The organism is Saccharospirillum salsuginis, from assembly GCF_014651855.1.
In the GTDB taxonomy this organism is placed as follows: Bacteria; Pseudomonadota; Gammaproteobacteria; order Pseudomonadales; family Natronospirillaceae; genus Saccharospirillum; species Saccharospirillum salsuginis.
This window is the reverse complement of record NZ_BMXR01000008.1, coordinates 75,802-97,437: the sequence shown is the minus strand read 5'-3', so window position 1 is coordinate 97,437 and position 21,636 is coordinate 75,802. Positions and strand designations below refer to the sequence as shown.

The following is a 21,636-nucleotide window of genomic DNA, read 5'->3' as shown; positions in this document are numbered from 1 at the left end:
CGCGACCTCCGGCGTGACAGGCCGGCATTCTAACCAACTGAACTACCGCTCCACACTCAGTTTTAGGTTCTGCAACCTTGTTTGGCGGGTTTCAACTCCCGTTCCCCCTAAGTACGTGACTTAGTGAGAAGTGGCGGAACGGACGAGACCCGACCGGGCTGGCGCTCCAGCTCGCGACCAAGGCTTCACCTCAACCACCTTACTGCGTCACTCGTACTCCCGAGAGGGGAGTAAATGGCGGAACGGACGAGACTCGAACTCGCGACCTCCGGCGTGACAGGCCGGCATTCTAACCAACTGAACTACCGCTCCGCGAAGTGGTGGGTGTGAACGGGATCGAACCGCTGACCCTCGCCTTGTAAGGGCGATGCTCTCCCAGCTGAGCTACACACCCACTTCGCATGGTCTTTTAAGCCTCCCGGCTACTTTCTCAAGAGTGTCACAGAAGTATCCCTCTGATGACATCCCCCGTCGAAAGTGATGCGCATTTTAGCGATTTTCCCAATGGAGTCAAACGTTTAGCGCATTTTTTTAAATCCTAATTTGTCTGACTAAAAAACGCACAAAGACCTCAATTCCAAATCGTGAGTCATGAGGTTACAGAATGGTAGCCACCGATGCCTGATTCGAGCGACCGGAGCCGGGTATGCTCTGGAGGGGACATCTGAGGCATGGATGCCGAAGTTAAGCGCCCATGGATGGGTTCACAGCGGTCCCCGGAAGAGCATACCCGGCTTCGGTCGTGAACCCTGCCACCGTACAACCAACCACCAAACTAACGCACCAGAAACAACACCATATCCGGCCAGAAGGTGATCACCAGAACGATCCCCATTAACACCAGCATCATCGGCAAGGTCGCCGCATACAACTCCGTAATCGACCGCTTGAACCGATAACTGGCGATGAACAGATTCATCCCCACCGGCGGCGTGAAATACCCGATCTGCATGTTCGCCACGAAAATAATCCCCAGGTGAACCGGATCCACCCCGTATTCCATCGCCACCGGCAGAATCAACGGCACAATGATGATCAGCGCCGCGAAAATATCCAGAATCGCCCCCAGCGCCAGCAACCCCACATTCAGGCACAACAGAAACACCCAGCGACTGTCGATGTGCGTCTGAATCCATTCGAACACCCAGGTCGGCACCTGCAAATCCACCAGCAGATTGGTGAACGCCAGCGCCACGCCCAGAATCAGCAGGATACCGCCCACCATCTTCATCGACTCCGCCGCGATGGCCGGCAATCGCTTGATCGACACCTCCCGGTACACCGCCACCTCGATCACCAGCACGTAGAGCGCGGTGATCGCCGCGATATCGGATACCACCAGCCAGCCACTGAACAGCCCGCCCATGACGATGACCGGAATCCCCAACTCCCACTTGGACTCCCAGACCGCATCAAACAGTTCGCGCAGATTGAACGGAATCAAGGGCACGGCCTGATGACGTTGCTGCCACAAACCCAACAGCCACAACGCCAGGATCATCAAGACCGCCGGAATGAAGCCGGCCAGGAACAGGGACTGGATATCGACGTTCGCCACATCCATCTGCTGTGCGACGATGCCATACAAAATCAACGGAATGGCGGGTGGCAGCAACAACCCCAGGCTGCCCGACGTCGTAATCAGACCCAGAGCGAAGCGTTCACTGTAGCCTGCCTGAGTCATGGCCGGAAGCAGCAGTGCGCCCAACGCGACAATGGTCACGCCGGAACCGCCGGTCAGCATGGTGAAAAAGGCACAGGCCAGCAGCGCGATCAGGATCATGCCGCCCGGCAACCAGCCGAGCGCCGCCTGACTCACCCGCACCAGCCGGTTGGCGGTCTGGCTCTCGCTGAGCATATAACCGGCGAAGGTAAACAGCGGCAGCGCCATCAGCAGCGTATTCTCGGTGAGCCGGTACAGCTCGATCGGCAGCACCATCAGATCGATGTCCGATACCCAGAAGCCCCAGGCCGCGGCGGCCAGAATGACGACGAACAAGGGGGTACCGAGCACCGCGAACAGGGCGATCAGGCCGGAAACCAGGCTATTCATGGTCGCCCTCCCCTTGTCCGAAAAACGTATAGGCGGCGAAACGCACCGCCATCAGGCCGAAGCCTATCGGCATGATCAACTGAAACGGCCAGGCCGGCAGACCGGCGAAGGCGGGGGTGTTGTAGACGTATTCGTCATAGACGAAGCGACTGGCATGCCAGGTCATCAATGCGCAGATGAATCCGGCGAAGCCCGTGGCCAGGCGCTCGATCAGCCAGGCCGGCCAGCCGCTCAAATAGTGCTTGAGGGCATCGATCGCGATGTGTTCGCCACTGCGGGTGGCGACCAGGGCGCCCAGCAGCGCCAGCCAGAGCACCAGCAATCGATTGAAGGGATCGATCCAGAACCAACTGGTGCCTGCCAGATTCCGCAGCAGGATCTGAACGACACTGAGCGATACCATGGCCACCAGGGACAACGCCAGCAGGCCCTGTTCGAGCCGCGCCATGCCGGCATCCAGACGGCGAATCCAGATCATGAATCGGTCCGGACGCGTTCAATCAGCGCGCGTACACGCTCGTATATGGACTGGGAAAACTGGTCATCACGAATCAGGACGCTGGTGGCGGCTTCGGATTCCCGCTGCAGCTCAGCCATGTCTTCGGGGCCTGGTTCAACCACCTCAATGCCCAGTTTCTTCAGGGCCTCCAGGGCGGCCTGATTGTCCACCCGGTTTTGCTCATCGATGGTAGCGCTCGCCTTGCGCAATTCCGCATCCAGAATGGCGCGATCGGCGTCGGGCAGGCGCCGATAGGCCCGGTCGGACAGGGCGACAACACCGTAGGTGTACATGAAAGGCGCATCGGTCAGGTAATCCAGCCGGCTGTACCATTGCAGCGTAATAGCCCCGACGGGCGGCACGACGACGGCGTCGATCGCGCCGGTCTGCAATGCGGTCAATACATCGCCGACATTCAGAACGATGGGGTTGATGTCGAACGCCCGGGCGATTTGTTCGGACAGCGGATCGTTGGCCGGCAACCAGAGTTTCTGCTGTTTCAGGTTGTCCATGGTGGTGATCGGCTGTTGGCTCATGCCGTAGGCGAAACCGGCTTCGATCAGCCCGAAAGTCTGCCAGCCGTTGTCGGCCAGCCCGGCCTCGATGACCGGATCCAGTTCGGCCCGCACGGCGTCCACTTCCTCATAGTTGCGGAACAGCAGCGGCGCGTTCAGTACCTGGGCATCGGGGTAGGCGCTGGCCAGGGCTCCACTCTGAATCAGGGCGCCGTGCAACTGACCGATGCGAATCTTGCGCTGCACGGCCTGATCGTCGCCCATGACGCCGCCGGGATAGAATTTCAGTTCGAGCCGCCCTTCGGTCTGTTCCTCGATGGCCTGTGCGGCGCGTTTCAATTCATTGAGCACGGCGTTGCCGTCCGGGTACTGGGTCGAGATTTTCAATGTCTCGGCCGCGGCCGCCAGGCTTAGAACCGTGAGGCCGGTGAATACCAGGGTTTTCAGGATACGGTCAAATACAGTCATTCACTTCTTCTCCAGACTTGCCGTGGCAAGCGTCAGAAATAGTCGTCGGCGCTGGCGAGCAGTTCCTCGGCGCGCTTCTGGGCGTAGACGTTTTGCAGGGTCAGACCCTCAACATACGGATCCCGGCTTAACGCATCCTGAAGCAGACGGTCGTGCAAGTCGCGATCGAACACAAGACGCGCATATTGCGAGGCGTAGTAGACCTGGATGATCAAGTTCCGGCCATCGGCGGCATCCAGCGCCCGTTCGTAGTAATCCTGTGCCACCTCGGGCTTGCCACCCAGACTCGGCGGCAGGATGCTGTTCATAACCCCCAGATACAACAGGGCCGTGCCGTGTTCGTAGCCGGGTTCGACGGCAATGGTCTGCTCCAACACCGCCTCTGCCTGGCCGAGCTGGGCGATGGCCAGCCAGTCGTCGCTGTGGTTCTGAATGTAACCGGCCCAGGCCGTGCCCAAGGTGTAGAGGTAGGGCAAATCGTCCTCGTCCCGCCATTGCGCCAGCGTATCCGGCAAGGCATCGGGTTCGACTTCGCGCAGGTCGCAGGCCGCCTCGTCATAGGTGCAAAAGGCATCGAAGGCGTAATTCAGCGCCTTGGCGGAAAGTCGTTGGCGTCGTTTCAGGTTGTCGGGTTCGACGAACACGCCGGCATAGGCACCGTTCAGCGAGGCCGCGGTCAATTTCATGTCCTCGTTGCGCGGGTAGGTTTCCACCAACGCATCGACCATCAGCAGGTAGCTGGGCAGGCCGTCCTCGACGGTCTGGAGGTCATCGCTGTTGAGAATGGCACCGGACAGGTTTTCGGGCAGTTTCAAGGTGGCGCAACCGGTCAATAACAACGCCAGGGCGAGGCCCAACCCTTGCTTGAGCATCATTGGCTCCAACTGAGATTCAGGAAAGAGGCGGCATTATAAACACCTTATCGGTCCGTCATAAGGTGAAGGTGGTCATTCTGTGGCAGCGACCGGTCTTTCGCTCTATGCTAGACACCTGACTTTCACTATTCCCTGAATCGTTCATGGCCAGCAGTATCGGTACCGTCAGCGCAGCCCTAGCCGCTCCCCCGGTTGTTGACTTCCTGGGGCGCACCCCCTGGCTCTGGATCGGTCTCATCGTTCTGATGCTGCTGCAAATGGCGTTTATCCTGGGGCTGCAACGCTCGCGACTGCGCTTTCGCAAAGCCAAAAAGGCACTGGACGAATCCCACCATCTGCTGGAACAGCGCGTCGAGGAACGCACCGAACGGCTGACCCGTATCAACGACGAACTGCACCGGGAAGTCCGGCACCGCGAAGCCACCGAGTCGCAACTACTGGAAATCCAGGCCTTCAACGACGCCATTCTCGATGCCCTGCCCACGCTGCTGGTCGGTGTCGATCAGTCCCTGTGCGTGACACATTGGAACCGGGCGGCGGAGACCACCACCGGCGTTTCAGCCGACCAGGCGCTGGGCAAACCCCTGCTGTTGCTGCACCCTTACTTCTGGGATCTGGAGTCCATGGTGCGGGAAACATTGAGCGGCCAGAAAATGCGGTCCCTGGAGCGCGTCAAAGTCGCCCGGGACGACGACTCACCGCTCTACTTCGACATCGCCGCCTACCCGTTCCACCTCGATCATCAGCCGGGTGTTGTGCTGCGCATGGAGGATGTCACCCTCAAGGTGCGGTTCGAAAACACCCTGGTGCAAAGCGAAAAGATGCTCTCCATGGGTGAGCTCGCCGCCGGGCTGGCGCACGAGATCAATAACCCCATGGCGTCGATCCTGCAGGGCGTGCAAAACGTCCAGCGCCGCCTGGATCCGGAACTGCCCAAGAACCGGGACGCCGCCCGGTCGGTCGGTCTGGATTTTCAGCAACTGCAAGGCTACCTCGACAAACGCCACATCCCCACTCTTCTGACCGGGATTCGCGAGACCGGCGAACGCGCCTCGATGGTTGTCGCCAATATGCTCGAATTCGCACGGCCGCCGAAGCGCCACTCCGACCCGGTCCCGATTCACCAGGTGCTGAACCACACCCTGGAACTCGTCGAGGCCAGCATTCACCAATACAGTTATCTGAACCGCATCCTCGACATCGTCACCGACTTCCAGGCCGAACCGGACATGGTCAAGGGCAATGCCAGCGAACTGCAGCAGGTTTTCCTCAACCTCATTCGCAATGCCCTGCAGGCCATGGACAGACCCGAACAGGCGCCACTGGCCCGACTCACGGTAGAGACGCGCCAGTACAACAACCATTTGCAAGTGATCATCGAAGACAATGGGCCGGGCATGGACGAACGCGTCCTGCACCACCTGTTCGAGCCTTTCTTCACCACCAAGGAAGTTGGTGTGGGCACCGGTCTCGGTCTGTCCGTGTCCTACTTCATCATCAGCAAACACCACGGCGGCCAGATCGATGTCGACTCCCGACCGGGACGCGGCAGTCGCTTTATCGTGACCCTGAACGCCTGGGACCCATCCACCGACGCTCCGGGTTAATCCAGAGGCTTGACCAGTTCCCGGTCGCGATTGAGCGGATACGGCGGGTATTCTTTCCAGAAGTCGTCCAGGGAGAAGCGGTCGAGTACGCTGGCGTTATACCGCTCCTTACGGGCTTTGGTTTCGTCATAGCCCTTGAAGGTGAGGTGTTGCAGACAGGCGGGACACACGCGGGGCGGCTGTTCGAAGGGTTTCAGGCTGGTGGCGATGGCGAGCGTGTCGTCTTCGGGAAACTGCTCGCACTGGGCGACGTGAAGCCGGTTGCGTTCAACCAGAACAACCCGGGAATTCTTGTAGCTCAGGGTAAAGTCGAGAAGACGCCCGACCCACCGACGCTCGATCGTCATCCCCTGCCGGGCCAACCGGGACCGCTCTTCACCGGTCAAATGCACCTCGGGGTCGAACAGCTCGAACTGCCCCAACTGGTCGGTTCCCATACGGGCTCGCATCTCATTAAACGGCTCGAAATTCAGGAAATCCGTTAGGTTCATTGCTGTTTTACCCCTTGGTAGGCCCGATGGTTAGTTGTTTTGCAGTGCCGGGAACCCGCGCCTGGTGTCGGGGGACACCCAGTCGGGGTCGCGCGGTATGCCGCCCACTCAACCCATCCATGGGGGCTTGACCTCGGCATCCATGCCTCGCACATCCCCGCCTGGGTATCCCCCGACACCAGGCGCTCGTGATTGTGGTCACACCACAATCCCTTCCCCAGACTGTTGTTAATGAATGCAACGAAATTGGGAGCCAATGATGGCACCTTGGGTTAGCGACGGATGCCCGGGATGCTCCTGCGGGGATATCTGAGGCATGGATGCCGAAGCTAAGCCCCCATGGACGGGTTAATGGCGACCCCGCAGGAGCATCCCGGGCAGCCGGCGCGGATTCCTGGCACCCAATTTTCCCGTCAACCCTAGCGTTGGTTCTCCAATATCGTCGCAATTCGGCTTTCGGCGTCGGTGCGCAGGCGGAATTCGACCCGGCGGGAACGGTTGGAGTCTTCCTCGCCCGAGGCATCCCGAATCGGTTTGGAGGAGGACAGGCCGTTCGCCGTCATGTGTTCCTTGAGCCAGGATTTCTCGCCAGCCACGGTGTCGAGGTTCAGCACGTACGCCAGTGTCGAACGGGTGCGTTCCTGGCTGAGCCCCATGTTCAGGATGTAGGCCTCGTCCTCGGTACGCCCGAGCCAGCCGCTGGACGTATGGCCTTCAATGCGGACCTCGGCGATGTCGTCCCGGTATTTTTCCGATGTGATGATGCGCATGTAGCGCGGGAAAAATTCGGCCAGTATGTTGCGGAAAGCCGGTTTGAGGTCGTGTTCGCCCCGATCGAATATGAGGTCTTCGTCGTTGAAGCGGATGCTCAGATCCGGGTTGATTTCGGCGCCCCAGCGTTCGAGGTCGGGGGCGAATTCTTCCTGCAGGTCCTGGTACAGCTGGGTGCGCAGGCGGTCGTATAGGACGGCGACGTCGCGGATTTTGTTACGCTCGATTTCGGCGTCGACCATGAAGACGATGGCGACCAGAAGGAAGACCATCATCAGACCGGCCATGAGGTCGCTGACCGAGACCCAGTGTTCTTCCTGTTCGATGTGCTCTTCGTTGCTTCTCATCGTTGTTCTTCGGCGAGGGATACCAGGTCGTGCAGGCGGTCTGTCAGCGGGGTGTAGTCGTTGACGAATTTTTCCGACAGGGCGGTTAGCTGGTAACCGAAGGTCTTCATCGCCTTGTTGAGTTCAGCTTCCAGTGCTTCATCCAGTTTCTGCAGTTGGGCGTCGTTGCGTTCCAGCAATTGCTCCAGCTGCCGGCCGATGCGGTCCTGTGTGGTTTCGGTGCCCTCGAGCAGGACAGTGCTGACCTGTTGACTGGTATCTCGAATGCCGGTGGCGGCTTCTTCGAGCAGGGTGCGCATTTGTTGCCCCTGGGTCTCGACCAGTTCCTTCATGCCCTCGGTCAGTTGCAGGATGCGGCTTTCCAGTTGTGGCAGGCCTTCCTGCGCATCGACCACCAGGGTGGAGAAGGTGGAAAGGTATTCACGCAGGTTTTCGCTCTGGCTTTGCAGGGCCGACAGCAGGTGCTCCATGTCTTCGGCGACACCGGTGAAGGAGCGGGTCTGCTTGATCAGGTGCTCGAAGGATTCGGCCCCGACCCGGGCACTTTCGGCGCTGCGGCGGTTGGCTTCGACGAGCTCCTCGATCTGGGCCTTGTTTTGTTCCTGCCATTCGATCATGCGACCGACGGCGTCGTTCAGCCGACGGAAGTTCTCGCCGTACTGTTCTTCGATGCGGGTGTTGAATTCGCGCATGACGTGGCTGATGGCTTCTTTCAGGGCATCCTTGTTGGCTTCGGTCATGTCGCGCTGGTAGTTACGGATGGTCTCGACCAGCTGTTGTTGCTGGGCGTGGCTGGCCTGGTGCTGGCGCTCAAGCAAGGCGGACAGCGGTTCTGCTTCTTCGGTGGCCAGGTGATTGGAGATGCGTTCCAGGTGCCAGGCCAGGTCGTCCATGGTGGCGGTCATTTTGGATTCGCGATGCGCACGGACGCGCATGCTGGAAATGGCGTAGCGGAATTTGATGGTCAACGCCCCGGCGAGCCCGGCGATGGAGGTCCAGAAGGCGGTTTTCAGGCCTTCCAGCAGGTTGGGCACGCTAGCCTGGATGGATGAGGTATCGAACTGGGCGAGGCCGAGCGCGACCCCCAGAAAGGTGCCGAAAATACCGATGCTGGTGAGAATGCTAGGGGTGTAATTGGCGGTGTGGGCCGAATAGACCGGACCGTGAAAGTACAGTAACAGCGTCCCAATCACCCCCATGAAGACCCAGGTGAGGGTTGAGAAGGAGTCCAGAATTTCCATACGGCATCTCGTGTGGTGACAGACAAAGCGGCAGTATGCCACCGGGTGGGCGGGGGCTCAAAGGGTGGTGGAGCGGGAATGCGGGAATAAAGGGTGGACCATGCCCACCCTTGGGATTGCAGGGTGGGCATGGCCCGACTTCGAGCTCTATCGGGCCATCAACCGCCCAGGAAACTCAGCAGAACACCGGCCGCGACGGCCGAGCCGACCACACCGGCCACGTTCGGCCCCATGGCGTGCATCAGCAGGAAGTTCTGGTTATTCGCTTCCAGGCCGACCTTGTTGGTCACCCGGGCCGCCATTGGAACGGCGGATACACCGGCGGAGCCGATCAGCGGGTTGATGGGCGTCTTGGACATGGCGTTCATGGCCTTGGCCATCAATAGACCGGTCGCGGTACCGACACAGAAAGCCGCCAGGCCGAGCAGCAGGATGCCCAGGGTTTCCAGGTTCAGGAAGGCATCGGCGCTCAGCTTGGAGCCCACGGCCAGGCCCAGGAAGATGGTGACGGTGTTCATCAACGCGTTCTGGGCGGTATCGCTCAGACGATCGACGACCCCGCACTCCTTCATCAGGTTACCGAAGCAGAACATGCCCAACAGCGGTGCGGCCGACGGCAGGAAGAAGGCCACCACGATCAACACCATGATCGGGAAGATGATCTTCTCGCGCTTGCTGACCACGCGCAGCTGGGTCATGGTGATCTCGCGTTCGGCTTTCGTGGTCAGGGCCCGCATGATCGGCGGCTGGATCAGCGGCACCAGGGCCATGTAGCTGTAGGCGGAGACGGCGATGGCACCGAGCAGATCCGGCGCCAATCGGCTGGCGACGAAGATCGATGTCGGGCCGTCGGCACCGCCGATGATGCCGATGGCGGCGGCATCGGCGAGCGAGAAGTCCATCCAGCCCATCGAGCTCATCCAGACGGCGCCGATGATGGTGCCGAAGATGCCGAACTGGGCCGCAGCCCCGAGGAACAGCGTCTTCGGGTTCGCCAGCATGGGACCGAAATCGGTCATCGCACCCACGCCCATGAAGATCAGCAACGGGAACACGCCACTTTCGATGCCGACGTGATAGATGTAATACAACAGGCCGCCGGCCGAGACCACGTGGCCTTCCGCATCCATGACCGGTGCCGCGTACATGCCGGCGCCCGGAATGTTGACCAGGATGGCACCGAAGCCGATCGGCAGCAGCAACAAGGGCTCGAACCGTTTGTTGATCGCCAGGTAGATCAGCACCAGGCCCACGATAATCATCGTGAGCTGCGGCAAGGTGAGGTTCGCGAGCCCGGATTCGGACAGCAATATATTCAGTTTATCCATGGGTTCGACCTCACAGCGTCAGCAGGGTATCGCCAACGGATACCGAGTCGCCTTCCTTCACCGTCACGGAGCTGACGGTACCGGCCTGGGGCGCGCTGACTTCGGTTTCCATTTTCATGGCTTCCAGGATCATCACGACCTGCCCTTCCTCGACTTCGTCACCCGGCTCGACCAACACCTTGAAGATGTTGCCGGCCAGTGGCGCCGGAATCTCCACGCCGGTCTCGGCCGGGGCGGCGACACTGGAACCGCTGACCTCACCGCCTTCGGTAATGTCGGTCTGGTAGGTCTTGCCGTTGATGGAGACACTGACCTTGCCGGCCGCATCGACCTGGGCCACGTAGGACTTGCCGTTGACGTTGACCGTGTAGGTGCCGCCTTCGGTCGCGCCCTTGGCTTTAGGCGCGGCTTCCTCTGCGGTCGGAGCCGGTTCGAAGGCCTCCGGGTTGCCCCGGTTCTGCAAATACTTCAAGCCGATCTGCGGGAACAGCGCGTAGGTCAGAACATCGTCGACGACCGCATCGGCCAGTTTGAAGCCCTTTTCTTTCGCTGTTTTTTCCAGCTCACCGGTCAGCTTGTCCATTTCGGCGTCGATCAGATCCGCCGGACGGCAGGTGATCGGCTCGCCACCATCGAGCACCTTGGCCTGGAGCTCCTTGTTGAATTCGGACGGCGCGGCACCGTACTCGCCCTTCAGGATGGCCTGGGTTTCCTTGGAGATGGACTTGTAACGCTCGCCGGTCAGAACGTTCAACACGGCCTGGGTACCGACGATCTGGGAGGTCGGCGTCACCAGCGGGATAAAGCCCAGGTCTTCGCGCACCTTGGGAATCTCGTTCAACACATCGTCGAACTTGTCGCCGGCGCCCTGCTCTTTCAACTGGCTTTCCATGTTGGTCAGCATGCCGCCCGGAACCTGGGCGATCAGGATGCGGGAGTCAACACCGCGCAGCTGGCCTTCGAACTTGGCGTACTTCTTACGCACGGTGCGGAAATAGGCGGCGATCTCTTCCAGTTTTTCCAGGTCCAGACCCGGATCGCGATCCGTGCCCTGCAGGGCGGAGACGATGGATTCGGTCGGCGAGTGGCCACAGGTCATCGACATCGAGGAGATGGCGGTGTCGACATGGTCGATTCCGGCCTCGACCGCCTTGAGAATGGTCATCGACGACAAACCAGCGGTGGCATGACAGTGCAGCTGAATCGGGATGTTCAACGCCGCTTTCAGTTTGCCCACCAGTTCTTCGGCCCCGTAGGGGGTCAGGATGCCGGACATGTCTTTGATCGCCAGCGAGTCGGCGCCCATGTCCTCGATCTGTCTAGCCAGATCGACCCAGTTCTCGGTGGTGTGTACCGGACTGGTGGTATAGGAAATGGTGCCCTGGGCGTGGGCGCCGTTTTCCTTCACCGCCGCCATGGCGCGCTGCAGGTTGCGCGGATCGTTCATGGCGTCGAAGACACGGAAGACGTCGATGCCGTTCTTGACCGCACGTTCAACGAATTTATCGACCACATCGTCGGCGTAGTGGCGATATCCCAGCAGGTTCTGGCCACGCAGCAGCATTTGCTGACGGGTGTTCGGCATGGCCTTTTTCAATTCGCGAATGCGGTCCCAGGGGTCTTCACCCAGGTAACGGATGCAGGCGTCAAAGGTGGCGCCGCCCCAGGATTCGAGGGACCAGTAACCGATTTGATCCAGTTTTTCACAAATCGGCAGCATATCGTCTATGCGCAGACGGGTCGCAAACAATGACTGGTGCGCGTCGCGCAGGACGACATCGGTCAGTTTGACAGGATTTTTGGATGCACTCATGGCAGTTGCCCTTAGCTTTCGGTTAATCGGTTCGCGGATCAGTGGCCGTGTACGGCCTTGACGGCAGCGGCGACGGCGGCCACTTCCGAGAGGTCGTCCTTCGGTTTCGGGCGACCTCCGCGCTTGGGTTCAGGCTCCGGGGCATCATGCCAGCGCATGATCAGCCGAGACATGATCGTAGTGCCGATCACGAGGATGGTCAGGAAGACAAAAACGGTTCCCATGCCTAACAGCATGAGATTCAAACCGCCCAGCATCAGTTCGGACATAAGGAGGGATCCTTGGTTCGACCATGGAACGTTCCGCCAGGAGAGGTAGACTGGCTTTAAAACGTCCGATGCTCTCTTGTTTCGTTTGGGTTCGGATTGTCTGAGGGCTTTCTGATGAGCCCCTTAATTATAGTTTCGGCGCCTGCCAACCCGGGGAACTTCAACCAGGGGCCATGGAATGCCGCCCGCAAAGTTTCCTGGCGTTGAGGGGCGCCGAGCGACGGTAGGGTACCCCAAGTCGGAGAATTGACGCAACACGCGAACTTTCGCCAATCTTCGCAACGAACTGTTGCAAGTTACTGAAAAACTGACATTTTGGCGTTCTGGTATGTTGCTTGAACCCGCACCGGCAGCCGGGTATGCCTCTTCGGGGTCGCCGTGAATACATCCATGTAGGCTTGGCGGCAGCCATCCATGGCTGCCGACATCCCCGAATAGGCATACCCGGCTGCCGGCGCTAGCCTGACTGCATTCAATATCCGGCCGGTTTCCGCTTGCCTGGCCGCATTCAACCGTTACACTTCGCGCCTCTCATACTTTCGTTCAACGAGTGTCAATGCGCCTTATTCTCGCACCGATGGAAGGTCTGGCGGATGTCTATCTGCGTCGCCTGATCACCGCCCAGGGCGGTTTCGACCGGGTCGTGTCCGAGTTTGTCCGCGTCGTCGACCAGAGGCTGCCGGAACGCGTGTTTTACACTGTATGTCCGGAGTTACTCGAGGGTGGCCGCACCCGGTCCGGCACACCGGTGCGGGTCCAGTTGCTGGGCAATCACCTGGAGGCTATGGCGGCCAACGCCCAACGGGCCATCGAGCTCGGATCGGACGGGCTCGACCTTAACTTCGGCTGCCCGAGCAAGACGGTCAACCGCAGCCAGGGCGGCGCCATTCTGTTGCGTGAGCCGGAAACACTCTATCGCGTGGTGCGATCGGTGCGCCGGGCCTTGCCGGAGGGCGTCACCCTTTCCGCCAAGATGCGCCTGGGCTTCGAAGACACCGGCCTGATGTTCGAGAACGCCGCCGCCATCGAGGCCGGCGGCGCCGACGAACTGACGGTCCACGCCCGCACCAAGGTGCAAGGCTATGCCCCGCCCGCTCACTGGCACGAATTGGGCCGACTGAACGAGCAACTGAACATTCCGCTGATCGCCAACGGCGATATCTGGACCGTCGACGACTACCAACGGTGTTGCGCCATCACCGGCACGACCGACGTTATGCTGGGTCGGGGCGCCATCCGCACGCCGGATCTGGCGCGACGAATCCGCAAGCCGGATCACACCGCCCTGCCCTGGTCCGAGTACCGGGTACTGCTGGCCGGGTTCTGGTCCGAGGTGCGCGCGCAGATGCCCGACCGCTATTGCGCCGGCCGACTCAAACAATGGGTCAATCACCTGCGCCAAGCCCATACGGAAGCCGAAGCGTTTTGGCATCGTATCCGAACCGAGCGGAATGTGGCGGCACTCGACCGCCTGTTACTTGATCTGGATTAATAGCCGACGGGTCCTTCCCTGCTATAGTCAGACTCGTTGGGCGTTCCGCCCGCATCGAGTCGAAGGATATGAACGACGCGGACATACGATCGGAGCACAGGGGTCGGGTCCATGCCATTCGCGGCAATGTGGTGGATGTGTCATTTCCATCCCCGTTGCCGGCTCGGCTGCACCGGTTGAGTACCGGCCCGGACGGGGATGTGGTGCTTGAGGTACAGACCCACCTCGACGCCGAGACCGTCCGATGCATCGCGCTGACGCCCACGGCCGGACTGGGGCGCGGCATGAGCGTGGCAACCGGCGACGCGCCACTGACGATTCCCGTCGGCGAGGCCCTGCTCGGACGCATGCTGAACGTACTGGGCGATCCCATCGACGGCGGCGAACCACTGGACCACCTTGAACGCTGGCCCATTCACCGACCGCGACTGACCTTGTCCGACCGCGTGACACACGCCGAGATGTTCGAAACCGGCATCAAGGTCATCGATCTGCTGGCTCCGCTGGAACAAGGCAGCAAGGCGGGTTTGTTCGGCGGTGCCGGTGTCGGCAAAACGGTGTTGATCAATGAATTGATCCACAATATGTCGGAACGGTACGAGGGCATCAGTCTATTTTGCGGCATCGGGGAACGCATGCGCGAAGCCGAGGAGATGTCCCGATCGATGGCCGAGTCCGGCGTGCTGGACAAAGCGGTATTGCTCTACGGCCAGATGAACGAACCGCCCGGTGCCCGTTTTCGCATCGGCCACGCCGCCCTGACCGTCGCCGAGTACTGCCGCGATGTACTCAAGCGCGACGTTCTGCTGTTGATCGACAACATCTTTCGTTTCGTCCAGTCCGGCAACGAAGTCTCCGGTCTGATGGGACGGCTGCCGTCACGGGTCGGTTATCAGCCGACACTGGCCACGGAACTGGCCACACTGGAGGAGCGCATCTGCAGTACCCGCAGCGGCTCGATCACCTCGGTGCAGGCGGTGTATGTGCCGGCGGATGACCTGACCGACCCCTCGGCCACCCATATCTTCGCGCACCTGTCCGCCTCCATCGTCCTGTCCCGCAAGCGCGCCAGCCAGGGATTCTACCCGGCCGTGGACCCACTGCAGGCCGATTCCAAAATGCTGTCCCCGGGTGCGGTCGGCGAACGTCATTATCGAATCGCCCAGGGGGTCAAGCGGGCCCTGGCCGAATACGAAGCGTTGAAAGACATCATCTCGATGCTGGGAATGGAGGAACTGTCGCGGCAGGACCAGGAAACCGTGAGTCAGGCGCGGCAATTGGAACGTTTCCTGACCCAGCCCTTCTTCACCACCGAACAGTTCACCGGGAAAAGCGGCCGCCGGATCTCGCTGGAAGACACCCTGACCGGTTGCGAACGCATTCTGAACGGGGACTACGCTGACGTCAGTGAATCGGCGTTCTATATGATCGGGGGAGTGGACGATCTGCCGGCCCGGAGTCACCACCATGACTGAACAAACCGCCGCCATGCAGCTGACCGTCTTCCTGCCCACCGGCATCCTGCTGGAGACCCGGGCGCACAAAATCATCGCCGAGGCGCCCTCTGGCGAATTCTGCCTGTTGCCGCGTCATATCGACTACGTCGCCAGTCTTGAGCCCGGCATACTGATCTACACCACCCCGGAAGGCGACGAAGGGTACGTGGGGCTCGACCGGGGAGTGCTGGTCAAGGCCGGCCCCGAGGTTCGGGTGTCTGCTTTCGACGGCGTCGCCGGCACCCGACTGGATCAACTGACCTCCCTGGTCGAGTCGCGCTATATCGAACTGGATGAGCAGGACCGCAAGGCTCGGGCCGCCCTGTCCCGACTGGAAGCGGGCACTCTGCGTGGTTTTCACGAATTGCAGGAACGTTATTTTGAAACCTGACCGTTCACGCCCGTCCGATCTGGGCGAACGCATCGATCACAGAGCCCGGCGCAAGGAAAAAGCCCGGCGCGACAAGTCGCATCCGGTCTGGTTCGGTCTGGGCATGTTCGGGTTGGTGGGCTGGTCCGTGGCCGTGCCCACACTGCTCGGCGTCATGCTCGGGCTCTGGATGGACCGTCGCTGGCCGGGAGATGTGTCCTGGACCTTGACGCTCATCATCATCGGTGTGGCGCTGGGCTGCTTAAATGCCTGGTACTGGATCAAGCAGGAGAATCATCGTGACTGAGCCGACCGCCGCCGCGCAAGTACTGGTCACCTTCGGCGGCCTCTTTCTGATTGGCCTGCTGGCCGATCTGGCCGGTCGCCACACGCCCTTGCCCCGGGTTACGTTGTTATTGATGTCCGGCTTCCTCATCGGGCCATCGGTATTGGATTGGTTACCGTCGTTCACGGCGGACTGGTTTCCGGTGCTGACCAACTTCGCTCTGGCCATGATCGGTTTCCTGCTGGGCCAGAACCTGACCCGGAAATCTCTGAAAAAACTGGGTCGCCCGGTCTTGAGCATCTCGCTCGGCATCATACTGGTGACGGTGCCGACCGTGTTCATCGGCCTCTATCTGCTGGGCGTACAGGCACCGATCGCTCTGTTGCTCGCCGGCATCGCGACCGCCACAGCCCCCGCCGCCACGGTCGATGTGGTGCACGAATACCGGGCCAAGGGGCCATTCACCGACACCTTGCTGGGTATAGTCGCCATTGACGATGCCTGGGGGCTGTTGATTTTCACCCTTTTGCTGGCGATCGCCTCGGCCTGGATCGGGGATGGCGGCATCGCCGGCATCCTCCTGACCGGTGCCTGGGAAATCGGTGGTGCCGTTGTGCTGGGTTTTGCTCTCGGACTGCCGATGACCTACCTCACCGGACGCATTCGCCCCGGGGAGCCCACCCAGGCCGAGGCGCTGGGCGTTGTACTGCTGTGCGCCGGGATCGCGGAATGGCTGGGAGTCTCCTATATTCTGTCGGCAATGATTCTGGGAGCCGTCGTCGCCAATCTGGCCAAGCACCATGAACGCCCGTTTCGAGCCATCGAGGGCATTGAATGGCCGTTTCTGATTCTGTTTTTCCTGCTCGCCGGGTCCGCGCTTCATATCGAAGCCCTGGCCCAGGTCGGCCTGCTTGCCACAAGCTACATCGCATTGCGCATCGCGAGCCGTTTTCTGGGCGCGTATCTCGGTGCCTGGGCGATCGGCACCGACGGCGCGCTGCGGCATTGGATGGGTCTGGCCCTGCTGCCCCAGGCCGGCGTTGCTATCGGCATGGCCCTGCTGGCCAGCCTGCGGTTTGAATCGTTTCGCGAGATCCTGCTGCCGGTTGTGCTGGGATCGTCGGTGATTTTCGAATTGATCGGGCCGATCAGTACCCGATTCGCCCTGACCCGGGCCGGAGAAATCCAGCCATCCAAACAGTCGAATCAGGGAGCGGCGCGTTCATGACCCCGACACTGTTCAACCTGTCCCTCTTCGGACTGGCCGGCGCCGGACTGGGCTTCCTGTTTTTCGGATGGCTGTGGCTCAGCACCCGGTCGCTGCCACGCTCCGGTTGGGGAGCGTTCCTGTGGCTGCTCAGTCTGATCGGCCGGTTCGCCCTGGTCATGGCCGGATTGGTCTGGGTGGTCCGCCAGGGAGACGGGGACTGGACGGCGCCGGTGGCCGCGCTGTTCGGTTTCACCGTGGTCCGCTGGCTCTTCACCCGGTCCCAGAGACCGACACACCGTGCACACAGGACATCGCCATGACGATATCACCCGACCAATGGATTCTGTTTACTGTGCTGGGATGGCCGATCAACGCAACCCTGGTGTTCACCTGGGTGGTCATGGCCGTGCTGACGCTCACCTCCTGGTGGGTCACCCGTCGCTTGAACTCCGATGTGACGCTAAGCCGCTGGCAGAACCTGCTGGAGGTCGTGGTCCAGGGCATGGCGGATCAGATCGAGCAGATCAGCCAACAGTCTCCACAACGGTACTTGCCATTCATCGGCACGCTCTTTCTGTACATCGCCACCTCCAACCTGCTGGGCGTGATTCCCGGGTACATGTCACCGACGGGCTCGCTGTCGACGACCACCGCCCTGGCCCTGTGCGTGTTCGTGGCGGTCCCCCTGTTCGGCATCGCGGCCGAGGGGACCGGCCCTTACCTGGCGCACTACCTGCGGCCCACCTGGCTGATGCTGCCGTTCAACGTCATCGGCGAATTGTCCCGCACGCTGGCGCTGGCGGTCCGACTGTACGGCAACATCATGAGCGGTACCGTCATTATCGCCATCCTGCTGGGACTGACGCCCTTCTTTTTCCCCGTGGTCATGCAACTGCTGGGATTGCTGACCGGCATGATCCAGGCCTATATCTTCGCGGTTCTGGCGATGGTCTACATCGCGTCCGCCACCAGTGCCCACAAAAGCACCCCCGCTTCCCCGCAATCCGACGACCAAGGAGAATCTCATGGATAGTCTGTCATTAATCGGCATGGCATCGATCATCACCGCCGGCCTGACCATCGCCATCGGGTCCATCGGCCCGGCTCTGGGCGAAGGCAAGGCGGTCTCCCAGGCGCTGAGCTCCATTGCCCAACAACCCGACGAGTCGGCCACCATTACCCGCACCCTCTTCGTGGGCCTGGCGATGATCGAATCCACCGCCATCTACTGTTTCGTCGTGGCGATGATCCTGATTTTCGCCAACCCGTTCTGGAACGAACTCAGCACGGTCGCGGGGGGATAAACCATGTCCGTGGATTGGATTACGGTGATCGCCCAGGTCATCAACTTCCTGATCCTGGTCTGGCTGCTGAAACGCTTTCTGTATCGCCCGGTGATCGAGGCCATGCAACGGCGTGAGCAACGCATTGCCGAACGCCTGACGAGCGCCGACCAGCGGGAAAGTGACGCAGAGCAGGCCCGGCAACGGTTCGAATCCGAGCAGGCCCAATTGGCCGAAGAACGCTCGGCCCTGCTGGAAGAAGCCAGGTCCGAGGTGGAACGGCAGAAAAAAGAATGGCTGGATGAGGCCCGCGCGGAAATCCAGACCCAGCGAGACAAGTGGCACCGACAGATTCAGGAAGAACAGACCGAGTTCCTGGCGCAAGTGCGCCGGCGCGGAGCGGAAACCCTGGTGACACTGATGAACCAGGCGCTCGGCGATCTGGCCGACCGGAATCTGGAGTCGGCGATTCTGTCGCGGTTGCTGACTCAGTTGAACAACCTGGAAGACGAAGATCTCGGCCGACTGGTGGGCGACTCCACTCGCCTGACGGTGCGCTCCCGGTTCGATCTGGGAGCCGACGATCGCAACCGACTGTCCCGCCAGTTGCACGACCGCATCGGTCGGGCTGTCGACATCGATTACGAACAGGCTCCCGAGTTGATCGGCGGCATCGAACTGGTCGGCGACGGACAGCGTTTGAGCTGGAACCTGGCCGATTATATGGACTCCCTGAACGACCGGATCGCCGAGATGCTGTCGCCATCCGCGGCCATCGCCACGCGCGCGGTGCATCATGCTTGATTCCGGTTTTACCGACATGCTCGAACACCTCGAACAGACCGCCGGTCGCCTGCGGCCACAACTGGCCGTGCGCGAGGTGGGACACATTCTGGAAGTCGGTAATGGCGTCGCCCGGGTGTCGGGCCTGGCCAGTGTCACCTCGGAATCCCTGGTCCGACTGCCGGACGGTATCCTCGGCATGGCGGTCAACCTGGACGCCGATGACGTCGGGCTGATCCTGCTGGGCGACAGCGATCGCCTGGTCGCCGGTGCCGAAGTTGTCGCAACCGGCCGAACCGCCGACACTCCGGTGGGCGAAAGCCTGCTCGGCCGAATCATTGACGCCACCGGCCGGGTGCTGGATGGCGGCAAACCTCTGGCGTTCAGCGAGCGGCGCCCCATCGAACGGCCGGCGCCGGCGATCATTGACCGGTCGCCGGTGACCGTGCCGCTGGAGACCGGCATCAAGGCCATCGACGCCCTGATTCCCATTGGCCGGGGACAGCGGGAACTGATCATCGGAGATCGCCAGACCGGTAAAACCTCGGTCGCCATCGACACTCTGATCAACCAACGGGACAAGGACGTGGTCTGTGTCTATTGCGCCATTGGACAACGCGGCACGGCCGTTGCGCGGGCCGTCGACACCTTGCGGGAAGCCGGAGCGCTCGACAACACCATCGTGGTTGTGGCGTCGGATGAGGACCAGCCCGGTCTGCGCTACATCACGCCCTACGCCGCCATGTCCATGGCCGAGTATTTCCTGGATAACGGACAGGACGTGCTGATCGTCTACGACGATTTGACCCGCCATGCCCGCGCCTACCGTGAACTGTCGCTGCTGTTGCGACGCCCGCCCGGGCGCGAGGCCTACCCCGGCGACATCTTTTACATTCATTCCCGATTGCTGGAACGCGCCACCCATCTGAAGCCGGAGCGTGGCGGTGGCTCCTTGTCCGCTCTGCCCATCATTGAAACCCAGGCACAGGACATATCCGCCTACATTCCCACCAACCTGATCTCCATCACCGACGGTCAGATCTACCTGTCGCCCACGTTGTTTCATCGCGGCCAGTTGCCGGCCATCGACATCGGCAAGTCGGTCTCCCGGGTCGGAGGAAAAACCCAGTACCCGGCATTTCGGGCCCTGTCCGGTCCGTTACGACTGGCCTACTCCCAGTTCGAGGAACTGGAGAGTTTTGCGCGGTTCTCGACCCGTTTGGACGACGCCACACGCCATACCATCGAACATGGCCGCCGCATCCGCGGCCTGCTGAACCAGCCCGAGCATCATCCGCTGTCGGCCGCGGAACAGTTGGTGGTATTGAAAGCTGTGGCCGAAGGGCTGTTCGATCACCTTCCGATGGATCACCTCGGCCAGGGGGAGCGCTTGTTGCTGGACGCCATGGCCGACTGGGATCTCGATGCCCTGCACCGACTGAACCGGGGTGAAGCTCTCGACGAAGACGCTTGGGCGCAGCTGCTGGATCGGGCGCGCCGGGTACTGGCCGCGCTGACCTCGCCGCCCGAGGAGACCTAATGGAAACGTTGGAACGATTGCGCCATCAATTGGACAATCTGGGCGATCTGCACACGCTGGTGACCACGATGAAGGCGCTGTCCGCCGCCAGCATTCGGCAGTACGAACGCGCGGAGGAGTCCTTGCGGGACTACTACCGCACCATCGAAATGGGCTTGCACGTCGCCCTGCAGGATCTGCCGGCGCATACGGTCACGGCCGCGACGGCTCCCGGTGAAGCCCGACTGGCGGCTATCCTGTTCGGATCGGACCACGGCCTGTGCGGTCGCCTGAACGAAGACCTCTGTGACTACGCGCTCGAACGGCTGGACGCGACGGCGACCGAACCCGGCCGACGCCGCCATCTCGTGGTGGGTGCCCGACTGGCCGCCAGCCTGGAACACCGGGGACACACACCGATCGATGTCCATCGATTACCCGGCGGCGCCAAGCAGATCACGGCGACGGTGCAACGCCTGTTGTTGCAGATCGATCAATGGAGAGAGCAGGAAGGCGTTCACTATGTGTATCTGTTTTACAATCGACATTCCGGCGGCGCCCGCTATCACCCGACCGGTTTCGAGCTGTTGCCGGTCAATCTGGACCGCTTTCATCGACTGAAACAAACTCCCTGGCCCACCCGGATTCGACCAACCTTCAACCAGGGACGCGAGTCCCTGTTGCGTCAGTTGCTGCATCAGTACCTTTTTGTATCCCTGTTTCGCGCCTGCGCCGAATCCCAATCCAGCGAACATTCAAGCCGGTTGGCCACGCTGCAGACAGCCGAACGCAATCTGGATGACTATCGCCAGGAAGTGACGGCTCAATACCGCCGGGCTCGACAAAACCTGATCACCGCGGAACTGCTCGATATCGTCTCGGGTTTCGAAGCCTTGCGTCAGGGAGACGACTAGCTTTAC

The 21,636-nt window shown here is 61.1% G+C and carries 22 protein-coding genes and 2 tRNA genes; 12 read left to right on the top strand and 12 right to left on the bottom strand.

The genetic code is table 11. The features are described from left to right. Nucleotides 1–235: 235 nt before the first annotated feature. The 6 genes from IE111_RS15960 to IE111_RS15935 form a co-directional block, all read right to left on the bottom strand. Nucleotides 236–312 (bottom strand) — tRNA-Asp (locus IE111_RS15960). A 6-nt stretch (nucleotides 313–318) separates the two neighbouring features. Continuing rightward, a tRNA-Val gene (locus tag IE111_RS15955) sits at nucleotides 319–394 on the bottom strand. A gap of 381 nt (nucleotides 395–775) precedes the next feature. Continuing rightward, the gene (locus IE111_RS15950; protein ID WP_189610548.1) at nucleotides 776–2,053 is read right to left on the bottom strand and encodes a TRAP transporter large permease; all 1,278 of its coding nucleotides are present in this window, start codon (nucleotides 2,051–2,053) and stop codon (nucleotides 776–778) included. Continuing rightward, nucleotides 2,046–2,531, bottom strand: coding sequence for a TRAP transporter small permease (locus IE111_RS15945; RefSeq protein ID WP_189610546.1), 486 nt, complete (start codon nucleotides 2,529–2,531; stop codon nucleotides 2,046–2,048). The genes IE111_RS15950 and IE111_RS15945 overlap by 8 nt, the downstream gene beginning before the upstream one ends. Next, nucleotides 2,528–3,535, bottom strand: a complete 1,008-nt coding sequence (locus IE111_RS15940) for a TRAP transporter substrate-binding protein (protein ID WP_189610544.1) — start codon at nucleotides 3,533–3,535, stop codon at nucleotides 2,528–2,530. The genes IE111_RS15945 and IE111_RS15940 overlap by 4 nt, the downstream gene beginning before the upstream one ends. A gap of 32 nt (nucleotides 3,536–3,567) precedes the next feature. Further along, nucleotides 3,568–4,410: a TRAP transporter TatT component family protein gene (locus IE111_RS15935; protein ID WP_189610542.1), complete on the bottom strand. Its 843-nt coding sequence runs from the start codon at nucleotides 4,408–4,410 to the stop codon at nucleotides 3,568–3,570. Between the two features lie 143 nt (nucleotides 4,411–4,553). Here IE111_RS15935 and IE111_RS15930 point away from each other — a divergent pair, with 143 nt between their 5' ends. After that, on the top strand, nucleotides 4,554–6,017 hold the full coding sequence (locus IE111_RS15930) for a two-component system sensor histidine kinase NtrB (protein ID WP_189610540.1): 1,464 nt from the start codon (nucleotides 4,554–4,556) through the stop codon (nucleotides 6,015–6,017). On the opposite strand, the gene IE111_RS15925 is transcribed toward IE111_RS15930, so the two are convergent. The 6 genes from IE111_RS15925 to IE111_RS15900 all read right to left on the bottom strand — a co-directional run bounded on the left by IE111_RS15925 (nucleotide 6,014) and on the right by IE111_RS15900 (nucleotide 12,277). After that, nucleotides 6,014–6,508 (bottom strand): hypothetical protein, encoded by a 495-nt coding sequence (locus IE111_RS15925; RefSeq protein WP_189610538.1) that lies wholly within the window; start codon nucleotides 6,506–6,508, stop codon nucleotides 6,014–6,016. The two genes, IE111_RS15930 and IE111_RS15925, sit on opposite strands and share 4 nt — an antisense overlap. A gap of 419 nt (nucleotides 6,509–6,927) precedes the next feature. Then, nucleotides 6,928–7,626: an OmpA/MotB family protein gene (locus IE111_RS15920; protein ID WP_189610536.1), complete on the bottom strand. Its 699-nt coding sequence runs from the start codon at nucleotides 7,624–7,626 to the stop codon at nucleotides 6,928–6,930. Next, nucleotides 7,623–8,867, bottom strand: a complete 1,245-nt coding sequence (locus tag IE111_RS15915) for a hypothetical protein (RefSeq protein ID WP_189610534.1) — start codon at nucleotides 8,865–8,867, stop codon at nucleotides 7,623–7,625. The genes IE111_RS15920 and IE111_RS15915 overlap by 4 nt, the downstream gene beginning before the upstream one ends. 158 nt (nucleotides 8,868–9,025) lie before the next feature. After that, on the bottom strand, nucleotides 9,026–10,195 hold the full coding sequence (locus IE111_RS15910; protein ID WP_189610532.1) for a sodium ion-translocating decarboxylase subunit beta: 1,170 nt from the start codon (nucleotides 10,193–10,195) through the stop codon (nucleotides 9,026–9,028). A 10-nt stretch (nucleotides 10,196–10,205) separates the two neighbouring features. Beyond that, a complete protein-coding gene (oadA, locus tag IE111_RS15905) occupies nucleotides 10,206–12,008 on the bottom strand; it encodes a sodium-extruding oxaloacetate decarboxylase subunit alpha (protein ID WP_189610531.1) in 1,803 nt (600 codons plus the stop codon). 38 nt (nucleotides 12,009–12,046) lie between these two features. Continuing rightward, a complete protein-coding gene (locus IE111_RS15900) occupies nucleotides 12,047–12,277 on the bottom strand; it encodes an OadG family protein (RefSeq protein WP_189610529.1) in 231 nt (76 codons plus the stop codon). A gap of 556 nt (nucleotides 12,278–12,833) precedes the next feature. On the opposite strand from IE111_RS15900, the gene IE111_RS15895 reads away from it, so the two are divergent. From IE111_RS15895 to IE111_RS15845, 11 genes are all read left to right on the top strand, one after another. Continuing rightward, nucleotides 12,834–13,769, top strand: a complete 936-nt coding sequence (locus IE111_RS15895) for a tRNA-dihydrouridine synthase (protein ID WP_189610527.1) — start codon at nucleotides 12,834–12,836, stop codon at nucleotides 13,767–13,769. A 68-nt stretch (nucleotides 13,770–13,837) separates the two neighbouring features. After that, nucleotides 13,838–15,244 (top strand): F0F1 ATP synthase subunit beta, encoded by a 1,407-nt coding sequence (gene atpD, locus IE111_RS15890; protein WP_189610525.1) that lies wholly within the window; start codon nucleotides 13,838–13,840, stop codon nucleotides 15,242–15,244. Then, the gene (locus IE111_RS15885; RefSeq protein ID WP_189610523.1) at nucleotides 15,237–15,656 is read left to right on the top strand and encodes a F0F1 ATP synthase subunit epsilon; all 420 of its coding nucleotides are present in this window, start codon (nucleotides 15,237–15,239) and stop codon (nucleotides 15,654–15,656) included. Before atpD ends, IE111_RS15885 begins: the two co-directional genes overlap by 8 nt. Continuing rightward, complete coding sequence (locus IE111_RS15880) at nucleotides 15,646–15,942, top strand: AtpZ/AtpI family protein (RefSeq protein ID WP_229805388.1); 297 nt, start codon at nucleotides 15,646–15,648, stop codon at nucleotides 15,940–15,942. Before IE111_RS15885 ends, IE111_RS15880 begins: the two co-directional genes overlap by 11 nt. Beyond that, entirely contained in the window at nucleotides 15,935–17,149 is a 1,215-nt protein-coding gene (locus tag IE111_RS15875; RefSeq protein WP_229805387.1) for a cation:proton antiporter, read from the top strand. The genes IE111_RS15880 and IE111_RS15875 overlap by 8 nt, the downstream gene beginning before the upstream one ends. Then, nucleotides 17,146–17,451, top strand: a complete 306-nt coding sequence (locus IE111_RS15870) for an ATP synthase subunit I (RefSeq protein ID WP_189610517.1) — start codon at nucleotides 17,146–17,148, stop codon at nucleotides 17,449–17,451. Before IE111_RS15875 ends, IE111_RS15870 begins: the two co-directional genes overlap by 4 nt. After that, nucleotides 17,448–18,164 (top strand): F0F1 ATP synthase subunit A, encoded by a 717-nt coding sequence (locus IE111_RS15865; protein ID WP_189610515.1) that lies wholly within the window; start codon nucleotides 17,448–17,450, stop codon nucleotides 18,162–18,164. The genes IE111_RS15870 and IE111_RS15865 overlap by 4 nt, the downstream gene beginning before the upstream one ends. Continuing rightward, nucleotides 18,157–18,435, top strand: coding sequence for a F0F1 ATP synthase subunit C (locus IE111_RS15860; RefSeq protein ID WP_189610513.1), 279 nt, complete (start codon nucleotides 18,157–18,159; stop codon nucleotides 18,433–18,435). The genes IE111_RS15865 and IE111_RS15860 overlap by 8 nt, the downstream gene beginning before the upstream one ends. 3 nt (nucleotides 18,436–18,438) lie before the next feature. Next, nucleotides 18,439–19,218, top strand: a complete 780-nt coding sequence (locus IE111_RS15855; RefSeq protein WP_189610511.1) for a F0F1 ATP synthase subunit B family protein — start codon at nucleotides 18,439–18,441, stop codon at nucleotides 19,216–19,218. Next, on the top strand, nucleotides 19,211–20,737 hold the full coding sequence (locus tag IE111_RS15850) for an alternate F1F0 ATPase, F1 subunit alpha (protein ID WP_189610509.1): 1,527 nt from the start codon (nucleotides 19,211–19,213) through the stop codon (nucleotides 20,735–20,737). Before IE111_RS15855 ends, IE111_RS15850 begins: the two co-directional genes overlap by 8 nt. Continuing rightward, nucleotides 20,737–21,630 carry a F0F1 ATP synthase subunit gamma gene (locus IE111_RS15845; protein WP_189610507.1) on the top strand — a complete coding sequence of 298 codons (894 nt, stop codon included), beginning with the start codon at nucleotides 20,737–20,739 and terminating at the stop codon, nucleotides 21,628–21,630. Before IE111_RS15850 ends, IE111_RS15845 begins: the two co-directional genes overlap by 1 nt. Nucleotides 21,631–21,636 lie beyond the last annotated feature (6 nt).